13 protein-coding genes and 4 pseudogenes are annotated in these 16,264 nt (G+C 49.4%); 9 read left to right on the top strand and 8 right to left on the bottom strand.

Annotated elements, in window-relative coordinates; all coding sequences use genetic code 11:
* Nucleotides 1–64: 64 nt before the first annotated feature.
* From minE to minC, 3 genes are read right to left on the bottom strand one after another with little or no spacing between them, the layout of a single operon-like run.
* Entirely contained in the window at nt 65–331 is a 267-nt protein-coding gene (gene minE / locus CRI63_RS00390) for a cell division topological specificity factor MinE (RefSeq protein WP_001185664.1), read from the bottom strand.
* Between the two features lie 3 nt (nt 332–334).
* Complete coding sequence (gene minD / locus CRI63_RS00385; RefSeq protein WP_064528664.1) at nt 335–1,147, bottom strand: septum site-determining protein MinD; 813 nt, start codon at nt 1,145–1,147, stop codon at nt 335–337.
* Between the two features lie 23 nt (nt 1,148–1,170).
* Complete coding sequence (gene minC / locus CRI63_RS00380; protein ID WP_130215951.1) at nt 1,171–1,866, bottom strand: septum site-determining protein MinC; 696 nt, start codon at nt 1,864–1,866, stop codon at nt 1,171–1,173.
* Nucleotides 1,867–1,991: 125 nt separating this feature from the next.
* Between minC and CRI63_RS00375 the strand changes: the two genes are divergently transcribed.
* The 4 genes and pseudogenes from CRI63_RS00375 to CRI63_RS24790 all read left to right on the top strand — a co-directional run.
* Nucleotides 1,992–2,285: a YcgL domain-containing protein gene (locus CRI63_RS00375; protein ID WP_130205736.1), complete on the top strand. Its 294-nt coding sequence runs from the start codon at nt 1,992–1,994 to the stop codon at nt 2,283–2,285.
* A gap of 71 nt (nt 2,286–2,356) precedes the next feature.
* Nucleotides 2,357–3,016, top strand: coding sequence for a fumarylacetoacetate hydrolase family protein (locus CRI63_RS00370; protein WP_135404263.1), 660 nt, complete (start codon nt 2,357–2,359; stop codon nt 3,014–3,016).
* Between the two features lie 90 nt (nt 3,017–3,106).
* On the top strand, nt 3,107–3,553 hold the full coding sequence (locus tag CRI63_RS00365) for a YcgN family cysteine cluster protein (protein WP_205712811.1): 447 nt from the start codon (nt 3,107–3,109) through the stop codon (nt 3,551–3,553).
* Between the two features lie 37 nt (nt 3,554–3,590).
* A pseudogene (locus CRI63_RS24790) lies at nt 3,591–3,761 on the top strand (hypothetical protein); the annotation flags it as partial.
* Between the two features lie 459 nt (nt 3,762–4,220).
* Here CRI63_RS24790 and CRI63_RS24160 read toward each other — a convergent pair.
* Nucleotides 4,221–4,367 carry a hypothetical protein gene (locus CRI63_RS24160; RefSeq protein ID WP_240782706.1) on the bottom strand — a complete coding sequence of 49 codons (147 nt, stop codon included), beginning with the start codon at nt 4,365–4,367 and terminating at the stop codon, nt 4,221–4,223.
* Nucleotides 4,368–5,273: 906 nt separating this feature from the next.
* On the opposite strand from CRI63_RS24160, the gene CRI63_RS00355 reads away from it, so the two are divergent.
* Nucleotides 5,274–5,693, top strand: a complete 420-nt coding sequence (locus tag CRI63_RS00355; RefSeq protein WP_130205617.1) for a translesion error-prone DNA polymerase V autoproteolytic subunit — start codon at nt 5,274–5,276, stop codon at nt 5,691–5,693.
* The gene (gene umuC / locus CRI63_RS00350; RefSeq protein WP_135518146.1) at nt 5,693–6,961 is read left to right on the top strand and encodes a DNA polymerase V catalytic protein; all 1,269 of its coding nucleotides are present in this window, start codon (nt 5,693–5,695) and stop codon (nt 6,959–6,961) included. The genes CRI63_RS00355 and umuC overlap by 1 nt, the downstream gene beginning before the upstream one ends.
* A 45-nt stretch (nt 6,962–7,006) precedes the next feature.
* On the opposite strand, the gene dsbB is transcribed toward umuC, so the two are convergent.
* Both dsbB and nhaB read right to left on the bottom strand, forming a co-directional pair.
* Complete coding sequence (gene dsbB, locus CRI63_RS00345; RefSeq protein WP_130258884.1) at nt 7,007–7,537, bottom strand: disulfide bond formation protein DsbB; 531 nt, start codon at nt 7,535–7,537, stop codon at nt 7,007–7,009.
* Between the two features lie 145 nt (nt 7,538–7,682).
* A pseudogene (gene nhaB / locus CRI63_RS00340) lies at nt 7,683–9,226 on the bottom strand (Na(+)/H(+) antiporter NhaB).
* A 221-nt stretch (nt 9,227–9,447) separates the two neighbouring features.
* Here nhaB and fadR point away from each other — a divergent pair.
* On the top strand, nt 9,448–10,167 hold the full coding sequence (gene fadR / locus CRI63_RS00335) for a fatty acid metabolism transcriptional regulator FadR (protein WP_130215962.1): 720 nt from the start codon (nt 9,448–9,450) through the stop codon (nt 10,165–10,167).
* A 51-nt stretch (nt 10,168–10,218) separates the two neighbouring features.
* Here the strand turns inward: fadR and CRI63_RS00330 are convergent.
* Nucleotides 10,219–11,752, bottom strand: a pseudogene (locus CRI63_RS00330) (SpoVR family protein).
* A 330-nt stretch (nt 11,753–12,082) separates the two neighbouring features.
* On the opposite strand from CRI63_RS00330, the gene dadA reads away from it, so the two are divergent.
* A complete protein-coding gene (dadA, locus tag CRI63_RS00325) occupies nt 12,083–13,381 on the top strand; it encodes a D-amino acid dehydrogenase (protein ID WP_130205629.1) in 1,299 nt (432 codons plus the stop codon).
* Nucleotides 13,382–13,390: 9 nt separating this feature from the next.
* Nucleotides 13,391–14,462, top strand: a pseudogene (gene dadX / locus CRI63_RS00320) (catabolic alanine racemase DadX).
* Between the two features lie 56 nt (nt 14,463–14,518).
* Here the strand turns inward: dadX and CRI63_RS00315 are convergent.
* Nucleotides 14,519–16,255: a potassium/proton antiporter gene (locus tag CRI63_RS00315; protein WP_064528688.1), complete on the bottom strand. Its 1,737-nt coding sequence runs from the start codon at nt 16,253–16,255 to the stop codon at nt 14,519–14,521.
* Between the last annotated feature and the right edge of the window lie 9 nt (nt 16,256–16,264).

Raw genomic sequence — 16,264 nt, 5'->3', positions numbered from 1 at the left:
GCAATCTGACAGATACCAGTATAAACAACCGATAACTGTCAGATCAGGTTTGAGCTAATACAGCTTATTTCAGCTCTTCTGCTTCTGGTAAGGTCACGTTAAGCTCAAGAATGGAAATATCGCCATCCTTTTGCTCGAGTTGTACGGTTACCATCTCGGGATCAATTTGTACGTATTTACAAATGACATCAAGAATATCTTTACGCAACTGCGGCAGATAGTGTGGTTCTGCATCGCTGCGACGACGTTCAGCAACAATAATCTGCAGCCGTTCTTTTGCAATGTTGGCCGTATTTTTCTTCCGTGAGAGAAAGAAATCGAGTAATGCCATAACTTATCCTCCGAACAAGCGTTTGAGGAAGCCTTTCTTCTCTTCTTCAATGAAGCGGAAAGGGCGTTCTTCACCCAACAGGCGTTCTACGGTATCTGCGTAGGCTTTACCCGCATCGGCATTGATGTCGAGAATGACTGGTTCACCCTGGTTAGAGGCGCGCAATACGGATTGATCCTCTGGGATCACACCGACGAGTTTGATGCGCAGGATTTCCAGCACGTCTTCCATACTCAGCATGTCTCCTCTGTGCACGCGACCAGGGTTATAGCGCGTTAACAGCAGGTGCTCTTTAATGGGTTCTTCGCCGTTTTCTGCGCGACGTGATTTCGACGCCAGAATACCTAAAATACGGTCAGAGTCACGAACAGATGAGACTTCCGGGTTCGTGGTAATAATGGCTTCATCAGCGAAATAAAGAGCCATTAATGCACCGGTTTCAATACCCGCCGGTGAGTCACAAACGATAAACTCAAAGTCCATCGCTTTTAGGTCATCAAGAACTTTGGCCACCCCTTCGCGGGTGAGGGCATCTTTATCGCGAGTTTGCGATGCCGGGAGAATGTAGAGGTTATCAGTACGCTTATCCTTAATTAGCGCCTGATTTAGCGTTGCATCGCCCTGAATGACGTTGACGAAATCGTACACGACCCGACGCTCACAACCCATAATCAGGTCGAGGTTACGCAAGCCGATATCAAAATCGATCACGACAGTTTTCTTTCCCTTCTGGGCCAAACCAGTGGCGATGGCCGCGCTGGAGGTGGTCTTTCCAACGCCCCCTTTCCCCGAAGTAACAACAATAATGCGTGCCATAAAAATTCCTTGTTAAAAAGGGATCAATTTAACGATTGAACGGTCAAAGCGTTTTCGACTAATTGCAGCCGTGCCGCTTTGCCATAAAATTCTACTGGGATTTTATCACTCAGCCAGTATTCACCAGCAATAGATACTAGTTCGGCCATCAGGTTAGTACAAAATATTTGCGCTTCCCGGTCACCACTTGCTCCCGCCAGCGCACGACCGCGCATCATGCCATAGACATGAATGTTACCATCCGCGATCAATTCTGCTCCTGCACTTACATTACTTGTAACAATCAAATCACATTGTGGAGCATAAATGCGCTGACCGGAACGCACAGGAGTATCTATTAAACGTGTTTTTGTGTCCGGGATCGTATTTTGCGCTGGTGCCTGGGGAACGGGAGCTGAACGTGGCGCTTTTTCCTTTCCTTCAGTCAGGATTGGTAGCCCCATCTTTTCTATTTCAGCTTTCAGTTTCGCATTTTTACAACCGCTGACGCCAATTATCCGCAAGCCAGTTGCTGAGATAGCTTTGTGCATTGCTGACCAGTTGACCCGTTCTTCGAGGCCACTGACATTGAGTACGACGGGTGCATGTTTTAAAAATGCGGGGGCCTGAGCGATTTTGTCTTCCAGCGCTTGATGAATAATCTTAGGCTCTGCCTCATGCAGATGAACCACGGATAAGGTGAAGTTGCTACCTTTAAGCTCGATTGGCGTGTTTGACATCCTGGCCTTACTCAATTAGCTAATTATCATCATCAGCGAGCGATGATATTACGAAGACTATCAGGCATGTTATAGTCTGGATTATATTGAGGCAAGTCACCCCCACATTTATTCAGAGTAAAATTATGTTTTGTGTGATCTATCGAAGTAGCAAACGTGACCAGACCTATTTATATGTCGAAAAAAAAGACGATTTTTCGCGTGTTCCAGAGGAGCTGATGAAAGGGTTTGGCCAACCTCAACTCGCGATGATTCTGCCATTGGATGGGCGGAAAAAACTGGTAAATGCCGATATTGAGAAAGTTAAACAGGCATTAGCCGAGCAAGGTTATTATCTCCAGTTACCACCACCACCTGAAGATTTGCTTAAACAACATCTTTCTGTGATGGCGAAAAATACAGACAGTACTGACAAATAACCGATATCCGGCGGTGGCATCATATTCGTTGGAGCGGGTTTTAAGAACCACGATGAAGTGAGAGGAACGTTATGTATCAACATCACAACTGGCAAGGTGCGCTGCTGGATTATCCGGTGAGTAAGGTCGTCTGTGTTGGCAGTAACTATGCCAAACATATTAAAGAGATGGGGAGTGAAGTGCCCGAAGAGCCCGTGTTGTTTATTAAACCTGAAACGGCACTGTGTGATCTGCGCCAGCCCCTGGCTATCCCCTCTGATTTCGGCTCGGTTCATCATGAAGTTGAACTGGCGGTGTTGATTGGCGCGACGCTACGTCAGGCCACGGAAGAGCATGTGCGCAAAGCTATTGCAGGTTACGGTGTGGCGCTCGATCTGACATTACGTGATGTTCAGGGAAAAATGAAGAAAGCCGGACAGCCGTGGGAAAAGGCCAAAGGGTTTGATAACTCGTGTCCACTTTCCGGGTTTATTCCTGCAGCAGAGTTCAGCGGTGATCCACAAAATACGTCGCTGGGTCTAAGTGTAAACGGCGAACAACGCCAACAAGGTACGACTGCGGACATGATCCATAAAATCGTTCCACTGATTGCTTATATGAGCAAGTTTTTTACCCTTAAGGCCGGTGACGTTGTGCTGACAGGCACGCCTGATGGTGTTGGTCCGCTGCACAGTGGCGATGAATTGACAGTTACTTTCGGCGGTCATTCTTTGACAACTCGCGTTTTGTAATACTTTTGCCGCCTGAAAGGGGCGGCAAAGCTTGCATCGCCGTGCCAGACTGGTTATAAGGTGCGTTTTAACGTAATGGTGGAACACCTGATGAGCGATATACCTTTCTGGCAAAGTAAAACCCTGGACGAAATGAGCGATGCAGAATGGGAGTCGTTGTGTGATGGTTGTGGTCAGTGCTGCCTGCATAAACTGATGGATGAAGACACCGACGAAATCTACTTCACTAACGTTGCCTGCCGTCAGCTCAATATTAAAACCTGTCAATGTCGGAACTACGAACGCCGCTTCGAGTTTGAACCCGACTGCATTAAATTAACTCGTGAAAATCTGCCCACGTTCGAATGGCTACCGATGACTTGTGCTTATCGCTTGTTGGCGGAGGGTAAAGATTTACCTGCGTGGCATCCGTTACTTACCGGTTCAAAAGCAGCCATGCATGGCGAACGCATTTCAGTGCGCCATATCGCGGTGAAAGAGTCGGAAGTGATTGACTGGCAGGACCATATCTTAAATAAACCTGACTGGGCGCAATAATCCGCATCAGTCAAACCGCCGCGAAAATGGTCCTTGCGGTTTTCTGGTCATCAATAACAAGGTCTGGCGCACAGTATATTAGCGATTTGCTACCCGGGAAGAAATGACCCCGATTTTCCAGACGTGTCGCCAGAGTGCCGCGATGAAGTTAGGGCTGGCGGTATATTGGAAGTATGAAATATTTTGTACTGATGGGCTGAAGTATTAATCCTGAATCCTGCAAAAATTTTCGAGCTAAAAAGTGAGAGCATCATCGCTGTTTCTAAGTAAATCTTAGCACGCGTAAAAAGATAATTTACGGTATGACAATAATTCAAATTCCGTAACCAATGGACACATTCATTAGACCGCCTGAACATGCATGCTTATTCTCCTCAGGTGTTCTGGTGGGTATAAAACGAAAGACGGCAAATTCGGACATCAAACGATGTCGTTATATATCCGATCTACAGGTAGTTGATATAAAAATACTCGTGAATATTCTTGTGGAATATGTGAGGAAATTCATAAAGTCCTTTTATATTGTTAGCTTTATTTAGCACTATGCACTGGCGGTTGAAACAGAGAATCATCCGCTATATGGGTGATTCTGATTACGTGAGACTGTTCAATTCCAGTCTATGTTTACTCTACAATCATGCAAATGACAGTGGACAAAGAAGCGCCATCAGGCGATGGATTCGCCGTAGAATGCTACTGCCTGAGCAGGATAAACCACAGCAAGATCCTGATCTTCCCCATGATTTTCAACATAATAAACACACCTATCTTCCTGAGCGTAAATATCCAACGTTACGCAACGCCCTCCACTCATGGAAAAGTCCTGCATTAACGTCTCGTCTGTCATATTGTTTTTCATCATCCAACTCGAAATGATTAATATCACGCCGTGCTGAAAAAACTCCGTTCATACTGTTAATCTACGGTAACGTGTCTTTAGTTGAACGATAAACTTTAGCGCTATATTAAAAACGCTTCACGATAAAAATATAAATATCGGAAGGTATTATTGACTTGATCATTATCAATGACCATCTTGAAGGCCCCCCCCGGGAACAATGTGTCAGGAAAACAATAACTACTCTTTATATCATTTTAATATCGAAGATATCCCATTAACTAAAACATCTGTAATTCTATTGATCATTAAATCTTCGTTGTTAATAAAACAAATGGCTTCTTTTATTATTTTTTTGAGGCTTATTTATGGTCAGTGTTATTGCTCTCGTTGTCCATCTTCTCAGATTTATTGTGGTGGGCAGAGTCCAAAGTGATGAAATCAAAGAACTGGTTGATGTCGTAACCGGATAACTCACTGCTATCCATTCATTACGTGGCCAGGATCACCCGGGTACAGGATGAGCCGTAGAGCAAGGTCCGTAGGTTTACGGTGGGTTAGATAGTAAAAAGAAACGCGGCTGTCGGATTGTAGCCGCGGGACAAGGTCCAAAAATTTCCAAGAGTCGTTGAATTTCCCAGCTTTTTTGGAAGCACAGGTATCTTACTAATAACTAAAAAAGGTTTAAACTATAAAATTAACCGTATTTTTAGGTAATGCTTACCGACATATCCATACCGCGTTCAGACGGTTAACAGTGGGGCGGCAATCCTTAAGGATCAGCCTACGCAGCGACAGATATTGATAGCCTGAATCAGTATTGATCTGCTGGTAAGAACAGACTACTGTATATAAAAACAGTATTACTTCAGGCGGATTATTATGTTGTTTATCAAGCCTGCGGATCTCCGCGAAATTGTGACTTTTCCGCTATTTAGCGATCTTGTTCAGTGTGGCTTTCCTTCACCGGCAGCGGATTACGTTGAACAGCGTATCGATCTGAATCAATTGCTTATTCAGCATCCCAGCGCGACTTACTTCGTCAAAGCGAGCGGAGACTCCATGATTGACGGTGGGATTAGTGACGGTGATTTATTGATTGTCGATAGCGCTATTACCGCCAGCCACGGTGATATCGTCATCGCTGCTGTCGATGGCGAGTTTACGGTGAAAAAATTGCAGTTGCGCCCGACGGTACAGCTTATTCCCATGAATAGCGCGTACTCGCCGATTACCCTCGGCAGCGAGGATACGCTGGATGTCTTTGGCGTAGTTGTCCATGTAATAAAGGCGATGCGCTGATGTTTGCCCTTTGCGATGTGAACTCGTTTTATGCCAGTTGTGAAGCGGTGTTTCGCCCTGACTTATGGGGTAAACCGGTGGTTGTGCTATCGAATAACGACGGTTGCGTTATTGCCCGAAACGCTGAGGCAAAGGCGTTGGGCGTTAAAATGGGCGATCCCTGGTTCAAACAAAAAGATCTGTTTCGTCGCTGTGGCGTTGTCTGCTTTAGCAGCAATTATGAGCTTTACGCAGACATGAGCAATCGGGTGATGTCGACGCTGGAAGAGCTGTCTCCTCGCGTGGAGATTTACAGTATTGATGAAGCGTTCTGCGATTTGACGGGGGTACGTAACTGCCGCGATCTCACTGACTTTGGCAGAGAAATTCGCGCAACGGTACTGCAACGCACGCATCTCACCGTGGGGGTGGGTATCGCTCAGACCAAAACGCTGGCAAAACTTGCCAATCATGCGGCAAAAAAATGGCAGCGGCAGACCGGTGGGGTGGTGGATTTATCCAATCTGGAACGCCAGCGTAAATTAATGGCCGCTTTACCCGTAGATGAAGTCTGGGGAATTGGACGGCGCACCAGCAAAAAATTGAACGCGATGGGTATCAAAACCGTTCTGGATTTGGCGGATACAGATATCCGGTTTATTCGTAAACACTTTAATGTCGTGCTCGAAAGAACGGTGCGTGAACTGCGCGGCGAACCCTGTTTGCAGCTGGAAGAGTTTGCACCGACGAAGCAGGAAATTATCTGTTCCCGCTCGTTTGGCGAACGTATCACGGATTATGAATCGATGCGGCAGGCCATTTGTAGTTACGCCGCCCGGGCGGCAGAAAAACTCCGCAGTGAGCATCAATATTGTCGGTTTATCTCCACGTTTATTAAAACGTCGCCATTTGCGCTCAATGAATCCTATTACGGCAATAGTGCGTCGGTAAAACTGCTGACGCCTACCCAGGACAGCAGAGACATTATTAACGCGGCTACGCGATCTCTGGACGCCATCTGGCAAGCGGGCCATCGCTACCAAAAAGCGGGCGTGATGCTGGGTGATTTCTTTAGTCAGGGAGTGGCACAACTCAATTTGTTCGATAACAACGCACCGCGTCCCGGTAGTGAACAATTGATGGCGGTAATGGATATGCTGAATGCTAAGGATGGCAGGGGAACACTCTATTTTGCAGGGCAGGGGATCCAGCAACAATGGCAGATGAAGCGAGCCATGCTTTCACCACGTTATACAACACGAAGTTCTGATTTACTGCGGGTCAAATAAACATAGCGGCAGGAAAAAGACGCTCCCGCAGGAGCGCCGAATAGATTAGCGACCAAACAGATCACGTTTTTTCGCTTTAAACGGCTGGGAAATCACCACCAGCACCGCGACAATCAGGTAAGCGATAAAAATACCGAGCAACCACTGTGGCATTTCCAGACCTAAAAAATCCCACTGACGCTCGGCACAATCGCCAGAGGCGACAAACACTTGTGGCACCCATTTATCCAGCGGCAGCCAGTCCGGGAAGCGAACCATAAAATCACAGGTCGCAAACGGTGACGGATAGAGTTGAAGCATAGTGTGTTCGTAAGTTAACTGCACACCGCGGAACGCACTGTATAACCAGATAATCATCGCCACATAACGCAGCGGAGTTTTCGGAGCAATAGCGCCAATCAGCGCGGCACCCAGAACGCCGAATAACGCACAGCGTTCATAAATACAGAGCACGCAAGGTTTAAGTAACATCACATGCTGGAACCACAGCGCCGTCAGTTCCAGTGCCAGAGCGGTAAACGCCATCAACAGCCACGCACCCCGACCCTGTGAACATTGGTTCAAAAATCGCAACATAATAATATCCCTGCAATATGCATAGAATGCGCAGTTTAAACCAATTCATTCGCTGCGCCACCAGGGGGAATCAAAAATCGATCGTAATCGAACAATTATCGGGCGAAAAGGCAAACCGGGCATCAATATGCCCGGTTAGTTGTTATCAAAGCGCTGCTATCCAGCCCATTTGCATAAACCATTCGGTTACAGGGGCAAGAGTAAACTCGACGCAGAGCAGTCCGACGAGAGTCAGGACGAGGGTATAAGGCAGGGCCATCCACACCATGCGACCATAAGAGAGGCGAATCAATGGCGCGAGTGCAGAAGTCAGCAGGAACAGGAACGCAGCCTGGCCGTTCGGCGTGGCGACGGAGGGCAGGTTGGTCCCGGTATTAATGGCAACTGCCAGAAGCTCGTATTGCTTCAACGTAATCGCGCCACTCTCCATTGCCGCTTTCGCTTCGTTGATATAAATCGTCCCCACGAAGACGTTATCCGAAATGGATGACAGCAGGCCGTTGAAAATATAGAACAGTGACAACTGGGCGTGTTCCGATGCCTGTAGGACAAAATGAATAATTGGCGAGAACAATTGCTGGTCGATAATCACCGCAACTACCGAGAAAAAGACGGTCAACAGTGCGGTGAATGGCAGAGATTCGGTGAAGGCTTTGCCGATGGCATGTTCATCGGTGACACCGGTCAATGATGTCGCCAGAATAATGACCGACAAACCAATCAAGCCAACTTCCGCCAGATGCAACGCCAGCGCAGTCACCAGCCAGACGCCGATAATCGCCTGGACAATCAGACGAATTTTATCCTGACGGGTACGCTGGTGGCGGCTTTGATCGTCAAACTGTTGCAGCACTTCGCGGACTTTCTCCGGCAGCGTTTCACCGTAGCCAAACCAACGCAGCTTCTCCACCAACAGGCAGGTTAACAGACCGCAAACCAGAACCGGAACGGTCACTGGTGACATGCGCAGGAAGAAATCGCCAAAATGCCAGCCAGCGGCTTTGGCGATAATCAGGTTTTGCGGCTCACCCACCATGGTCATTACGCCACCTAATGCGGTACCGACGCCAGCGTGCATCATCAGACTACGCAGGAACCCACGGAACTGCTCCAGAACAACTTTGTAATGCTGGTCGATATGACTATCGTCTTGCAGGTCGGTATCTTCGGTACGGGAAGAGGCTACGCGGTGATAAATGCCATAAAAGCCTACTGCAACACTGATCACCACCGCCACGACGGTTAAAGCATCGAGGAACGCGGAGAGAAACGCTGCCGCAATGCAAAAAGAGAGCGATAGCAGCATTTTGGAGCGAATGCTTAACAGCAAGCGAGTAAAAATGAACAGCAACAGCTGTTTCATAAAATAGATGCCCGCCACCATAAACATCAGTAACAGCAAGACTTCAAGGTTTGCCGCCACTTCTTCACGGACATGTTTCGCGCTGGTCATGCCGATGAAGACGGCTTCGATAGCCAATAGACCGCCGGGGAGCAGCGGGTAGCATTTCAGAGCCATTGCCAGTGTGAAAATAAACTACCGCTACCAGCAGCCAGCCAGCAACAAAAGGACTGATGAGAAAAATTAGCGGATTAATAATTAAAAAAATGATGAGGGCAAGTTTGTACCAGTCAGGTGACTGGCCTAAAAAAATTGCGCCATAACGCGCGGCCCCAGGAGATTTCCATGATGGTTTCCCTTACCTTAGTAATAATCAATGATGTTTTTATGTTTAAGCGCAAAGCTTAACGGTCGTGCAGGAGTGAGGCAAGTATTGATGATCAAGGAGAAAGAGATGCAGAAAATGAAGCCTTGATCCCTTTTTTCTTCTTTTTGTCTGCTATCAGCGTGATTAGCCCTCTGGTATGATGAGTGCAACTTTGTTTTGCTGTGTTATGGAAATCTCACTATGGTCATTAAGGCGCAAAGCCCGGCGGGTTTCGCGGAAGAGTACATTATTGAAAGTATCTGGAATAACCGCTTCCCGCCCGGGACTATTTTGCCCGCAGAACGTGAACTTTCAGAATTAATTGGCGTAACGCGTACTACGTTACGTGAAGTGTTGCAGCGCCTGGCGCGAGACGGCTGGCTGACTATTCAACACGGCAAACCGACGAAGGTGAATAATTTCTGGGAAACCTCCGGGTTGAATATTCTTGAGACGCTGGCGCGACTGGATCACGAAAGTGTGCCGCAGCTTATTGATAATTTGCTGTCAGTGCGTACCAATATTTCGACAATTTTTATTCGCACCGCATTTCGTCAGCATCCTGATAAAGCGCAAGAAGTGTTGGCAACCGCCAATGAAGTGGCCGATCACGCCGACGCCTTTGCTGACCTGGATTACAACATTTTCCGCGGTCTGGCGTTTGCTTCCGGTAACCCAATTTACGGTCTGATCCTCAACGGGATGAAAGGGCTGTATACGCGAATTGGTCGTCACTATTTCGCTAATCCGGAGGCGCGCAGTCTGGCACTGGGCTTCTATCACAAGCTATCGGCATTGTGCACTGAAGGCGCGCATGATCAGGTTTACGAAACAGTGCGCCGCTATGGGCATGAGAGTGGCGAGATATGGCACCGGATGCAGAAAAATCTGCCGGGTGATTTAGCCATTCAGGGGCGATAATCCCTTCCGTTTAAAAAGCAAACCCCTCAAACGAGGGGTTTTTTGTTGTTTTTACAGATTTCCCATTCTCGGCGGGCAACGTTCCAGCAACTCGACGCTGCCGTCTTCGTTTTGCTGTTCGAGCATCACATCAAATCCCCACAGGCGATGCACATGCTTCAGCACCTCTTTACGCCCCCGGTCCAGCGGAGCGCGGTTATGCGGAATGTAGCGCAGCGTCAGTGAACGGTCGCCGCGTAAATCTACGTTCCAGATCTGAATATTCGGCTCCAGATTACTTAAGTTATATTGCGACGATAATCGGTTACGGATCTCCCGATAACCTTCCTCATTATGAATGGCAGAAATTTCCAGATAATTATGGCGATCGTCGTCCAGAACGGTGAAGAAGCGAAAATCACGCATCACTTTCGGTGACAGGAACTGGCTAATAAAACTCTCATCTTTGAAATCACGCATCGCAAAATGCAATGTTTCCAGCCAGTCAGAACCGGCGATATCCGGGAACCAGTATTTGTCTTCTTCCGTCGGCGACTGACAAATCCGTTTAATATCCTGGAACATGGCGAAACCAAGCGCATACGGATTTATTCCGCTGTACCACGGGCTGTTATAGGGCGGCTGGAAAACCACATTGGTGTGGCTGTGCAAAAACTCCAGCATAAAGCGTTCGGTCACTTTCCCTTCATCGTACAGATGGTTAAGGATGGTGTAGTGCCAGAAGGTCGCCCAGCCTTCATTCATCACCTGGGTCTGTTTTTGCGGATAAAAATACTGGCTCACCTTTCGCACAATACGCAGAATTTCACGCTGCCATGATTCCAGTAGTGGGGCATTTTTCTCCATAAAATAAAGCAGGTTTTCTTGCGGCTCGGAAGGATAGCGGCGCGCTTCGGCGACTGTTTTCTCTTCTTCGCGCTTCGGCAGGGTACGCCACAGCATGTTGACCTGACTTTGCAGATACTCCTCGCGACTTTTTCTGCCGGGCTTTTTCCTCCTGGAGAGAGATTTTTTGCGGACGTTTGTAACGGTCCACGCCGTAGTTCATCAGGGCATGACAGGAGTCCAGCAGCTTTTCTACTTCATCAACGCCATAACGCTCTTCGCACTCGGTAATATATTTACGGGCAAAAATCAGATAATCGACAATCGAACTGGCGTCGGTCCAGCTGCGAAACAGGTAATTGTTTTTGAAGAAAGAGTTGTGACCATAGCAGGCATGTGCCATCACCAGCGCCTGCATGGTAATGGTGTTCTCTTCCATCAGGTAAGCGATACACGGGTTAGAGTTAATGACAATTTCATAGGCCAGCCCTTGCTGACCGTGCTTATACAGACGTTCGGTTTCGATAAACTTTTTACCGAATGACCAGTGCGGATAGTTGATCGGCATGCCGACGCTGGAGTAGGCATCCATCATCTGTTCCGAGGTTATCACTTCAATCTGGTGCGGGTAGGTATCCAGCCGATAGAGTTTCGCCACCCGGTCTATCTCTGCAAGGTAAACATCCAGCAGGTCGAACGTCCAGTCGGGTCCATCGCTCAAACGTGTGGTGTCCTTATTCATAGAATCGATCGTCGCCATACGCGCACCTCATTGTTGTCGGCGCTCTCTGTGTGGAGCACCTCATTTCAAGCATAGAACACCTGTTAAAAACCGCGTCGCCGGAGAATTTTTTTTCTTTGCGATTTCTTATTATCGGAGTGCCAATAATTAGCTTCTCAACGGAATTTTCTGCTGGATAAAAAGCACGTTCAGCAGGAGATGCCAAAGACAGTATATTCCCGCTGTGTCAGGGAGATGTGAGCTGGCTCACCATAAAAAAGCTGTATGTTGAATAATATTTTCAACTGAGTTATCAAGATGTAATTAGATTATTATTCTTTTACTGTATCTACCGTTATCGGAGTGGCTATGCGAGTTGTCATACTGGGAAGTGGTGTGGTAGGCGTTGCCAGCGCCTGGTATCTGAATCAGGCAGGACATGAGGTCACCGTCATTGATCGGGAACCGGGGGCGGCTCTTGAAACCAGCGCAGCGAATGCCGGGCAAATCTCCCCTGGCTATGCCGCGCCGTGGGCAGCACCAGGCGTGCCTTTAAAAGCGATTAAATGGATGTTTCAGCGCCATGCGCCGCTGGCCGTTCGTCTCGACGGTACGCAGTTCCAGTTGAAATGGATGTGGCAAATGTTACGTAACTGCGACACCAGCCACTATATGGAAAATAAAGGGCGGATGGTGCGCCTGGCGGAATACAGTCGTGATTGCCTGAAAGCATTACGCGCAGAGACAAATATCCAGTATGAAGGTCGGCAGGGCGGGACGCTGCAACTGTTCCGTACCGAACAACAATATGAAAATGCCACTCGCGATATCGCCGTGCTGGAAGATGCTGGTGTGCCGTACAAATTACTGGAATCCAGCCGCCTGGCAGAAGTGGAGCCCGCACTGGCAGAAGTGGCGCATAAACTGACCGGCGGTCTGCAACTGCCCAATGATGAAACCGGAGACTGCCAGCTCTTTACCCAGAATCTGGCGCGGATGGCGGAGCAGGCGGGGGTTAAATTCCGCTTTAATACGCCCGTTGACCAACTGCTTTGCGACGGCGAGCAAATCTACGGCGTGAAGTGTGGTGATGAAGTGATTAAGGCCGATGCGTATGTGATGGCGTTTGGTTCTTACTCGACGGCGATGCTCAAAGGCATTGTTGATATTCCGGTGTATCCGCTGAAGGGGTATTCCCTGACCATTCCAATTGCGCAGGAAGATGGCGCGCCGGTATCCACCATTCTTGATGAAACCTACAAAATCGCCATTACCCGTTTCGATAACCGTATCCGCGTTGGTGGAATGGCGGAAATTGTTGGCTTTAACACTGAACTGTTACAGCCGCGTCGTGAAACGCTGGAAATGGTCGTTCGCGATCTCTATCCGCGCGGCGGTCATGTCGAGCAGGCGACTTTCTGGACCGGTTTGCGCCCGATGACGCCAGACGGCACGCCGATTGTTGGTCGTTCACGCTTTAAAAATCTGTGGCTGAATACCGGTCACGGTACGCTCGGCTGGACGATGGCTTGCGGTTCCGGTCAGTTGTTAAGCGATCTACTCTCGGGGCGCACGCCCGCTATCCCGTATGAGGATTTAAGCGTAGCGCGCTACAGCCGTGGATTTACGCCATCACGCCCGGGCCATTTACATGGCGCGCACAGCTAAGGAATCGAGATGACCAGACCGATACAGGCCAGCCTCGATCTACAGGCATTAAAACAGAATCTGAACATTGTCCGCCAGGCCGCGCCGCACGCGCGCGTCTGGTCGGTGGTAAAAGCGAACGCGTATGGGCATGGTATTGAGCGTATCTGGAGTGCGCTCGGGGCTACCGATGGCTTTGCCGTTACTTAATCTGGAAGAGGCCATTACCCTACGTGAGCGCGGCTGGAAAGGGCCGATCCTCATGTTGGAAGGTTTTTTCCACGCCCAGGATCTGGAGATTTATGACCAGTATCGCCTGACTACCTGCGTCCACAGTAACTGGCAGCTCAAAGCGTTGCAAAACGCGCGACTAAAAGCACCCCTGGATATTTATCTTAAAGTGAACAGTGGAATGAATCGGCTGGGCTTCCTGCCCGATCGCGTGTCCACCGTTTGGCAGCAACTGCGGGCGATGGCGAATGTTGGCGAAATGACCCTGATGTCGCATTTTGCCGAGGCCGAACATCCTGATGGGATTACCGAGGCGATGGCGCGTGTTGACCAGGCGGCGGAAGGGCTGGAGTGTCGACGCTCGTTGTCTAACTCGGCGGCGACGCTGTGGCATCCGGAAGCGCATTTTGACTGGGTGCGTCCGGGGATTGTTTTGTATGGTGCATCACCGTCCGGTCAGTGGCGCGATATCGCCAATACCGGATTACGTCCGGTAATGACGTTAAGTAGCGAGATTATTGGTGTCCAGACGCTGAAAGCGGGAGAGCGCGTGGGCTATGGCGGTCGCTATACCGCGCGTGATGAACAGCGAATCGGCATTGTCGCCGCCGGATACGCCGACGGTTATCCGCGGCATGCGCCAACCGGTACCCCTGTTTTAGTCGACGGCGTACGCACCATGACGGTAGGGACTGTCTCGATGGATATGCTGGCGGTCGATTTAACGCCTTGCCCGCAGGCGGGTATTGGTACCCCGGTTGAGCTGTGGGGCAAAGAGATCAAAATTGATGATGTCGCCGCCGCTGCCGGAACTGTTGGCTATGAATTGATGTGCGCGCTGGCGTTACGTGTGCCTGTTGTGACGGTGTAACTTGCTGTAGCCGGATGCGACCAGCGTCGCATCCGGCGATACAAGACGGATCAAACTTAAGATTCGGCTTCTTCCTCCGCTACCCGAACGCCAATCTTCAGTACTTCATTATCTTCTTTCTCGGCCACCGTCCAGATCATCCCGGCAAACTCCACCTGATCACCGACAACCGGAGCCGCGCCTAACAATTGCTGGACAATTTCCCCCAGCGTTTGCTGTTTATCGCGATACTCCCGACCATCTTCCAGACCATATATCAGCGCCACATCGGCATATTTGGCACTGGCTTCAAGAATGAAGTCACCAAAGAAGCGTTGATCCAGCGCGACTGGCGGTGACTGGCTGAACAGTTTACCGAGCGCCGGGAGATCGCGTTCCCGACCAATCACGCACAAGACGTCGCCTTCACGCAGTCGGGTGCTGCCGGTGGGATGAAGCAACTGGTTATCACGAAATAGTGCCGCAATACGCGTCTCTTTTGGCATATGCAGATCGCGCAGCGCCGCGCCCACGCACCATTTATCGGCACTCAACTGATAAACAAACTGTTCCCACGGGTTTTCCGGATGAATATCAAGGCCAACGCGTGATACCGGGCGTCCGACGGGCGGAACCACCACTTTGGCTTTTTTCGCCGCCCACGAGAGCGATGTTCCCTGTAACAACAGCGAAACCAGAACCACGAAGAAGGCGACATTAAAGAACAGACGCGCATTCTCCAGGCCCGCCATCATCGGGAACACCGCCAGGATAATTGGCACCGCGCCGCGCAGTCCGACCCAACTGATAAATACGCGCTCACGCAAATTGAAGCCACGGAACGGCAGCAATCCGGCAAATACCGAAAGGGGACGAGCGAAGAAAATCATCCATGCGGACAAAATGAGCGCCGGAATGGCAATAGGCAGTAAGTCGCTTGGGTTAACCAACAGCCCAAGTACCAGGAACATGGCGATTTGCGCCAGCCAGGCGAGGCCGTCGAAATTCTGCAGAATGCCGTAGCGGTTGCGAATAGGGCGATTACCCAGCAGAAAACCGCACAGATACACCGCCAGAATACCGCTACCTTCCAGCGCAGTGGTTAATGAGAAAATCAGAATACCGCCGCTTAATGCCAGCAATGGATATAATCCGGCAGGCAGGGCGATGCGGTTGATCATTTGCAGCAGTAAATAACCGCCACCAAGACCTATTACAATGCCCAGACCAAATTGCTGCAGAATATCGACAATGAACATCCAGCTAATATTGCTCTCATGATGCTGGATCATCGCAATCAGGGTAATGGTCAGAAACACGGCCATCGGATCATTACTGCCGGATTCTATTTCCAGCGTCGAGCCAACACGTTCGTTAAGCCCCTTGCCGCCAAGCAGAGAAAATACCGCAGCGGCATCCGTGGAACCGACAATAGCGCCGATTAATAAGCCTTCAATCAAATTGAGATTAAACAGCCACGCTGCCATCATGCCGGTTAAACCAGAAGTAATCAGCACGCCCACCGTCGCCAGTGACAGCGCCGGGCCTAACGCCACGCGAAATGAACTGGCCTGGGTACGCATCCCACCGTCGAGCAAAATAATCGCCAGCGCGAGGTTACTTACCATGTAAGCAAAAGGATAATTATCAAACGGGATGCCGCCGACGCCATCAACCCCCGCCAGCATGCCGATCGCCAGAAAAATAACCAGAATGGGAATGCCAAGACGGGAAGAAAATGAACTAAGTAAAATACTGCTGGTGACAAGGATGGATCCTAAGATGAAAAGGCTAATTATTGTTGTGGCATCCAACGGTCGGTT

This window comes from Escherichia sp. E2661, assembly GCF_004745185.1.
Lineage (GTDB): Bacteria > Pseudomonadota > Gammaproteobacteria > Enterobacterales > Enterobacteriaceae > Escherichia.
The sequence above is the reverse complement of the archived record's forward strand: the minus strand, read 5'-3'. Positions and strand labels throughout refer to the sequence as shown.

Coding starts and splice junctions, on each gene's coding strand:
- minE (WP_001185664.1), bottom strand. CDS start 331: ATGGCATTACTCGATTTCTTTCTCTCACGGAAGAAAAATACGGCCAAC.
- CRI63_RS24160 (WP_240782706.1), bottom strand. CDS start 4,367: ATGAGTGGAGGGCGTTGCGTAACGTTGGATATTTACGCTCAGGAAGAT.
- CRI63_RS00365 (WP_205712811.1), top strand. CDS start 3,107: ATGAGCGATATACCTTTCTGGCAAAGTAAAACCCTGGACGAAATGAGC.
- CRI63_RS00355 (WP_130205617.1), top strand. CDS start 5,274: ATGTTGTTTATCAAGCCTGCGGATCTCCGCGAAATTGTGACTTTTCCG.
- minC (WP_130215951.1), bottom strand. CDS start 1,866: ATGTCAAACACGCCAATCGAGCTTAAAGGTAGCAACTTCACCTTATCC.
- umuC (WP_135518146.1), top strand. CDS start 5,693: ATGTTTGCCCTTTGCGATGTGAACTCGTTTTATGCCAGTTGTGAAGCG.
- dadA (WP_130205629.1), top strand. CDS start 12,083: ATGCGAGTTGTCATACTGGGAAGTGGTGTGGTAGGCGTTGCCAGCGCC.
- CRI63_RS00370 (WP_135404263.1), top strand. CDS start 2,357: ATGTATCAACATCACAACTGGCAAGGTGCGCTGCTGGATTATCCGGTG.
- dsbB (WP_130258884.1), bottom strand. CDS start 7,537: ATGTTGCGATTTTTGAACCAATGTTCACAGGGTCGGGGTGCGTGGCTG.
- minD (WP_064528664.1), bottom strand. CDS start 1,147: ATGGCACGCATTATTGTTGTTACTTCGGGGAAAGGGGGCGTTGGAAAG.
- CRI63_RS00375 (WP_130205736.1), top strand. CDS start 1,992: ATGTTTTGTGTGATCTATCGAAGTAGCAAACGTGACCAGACCTATTTA.
- fadR (WP_130215962.1), top strand. CDS start 9,448: ATGGTCATTAAGGCGCAAAGCCCGGCGGGTTTCGCGGAAGAGTACATT.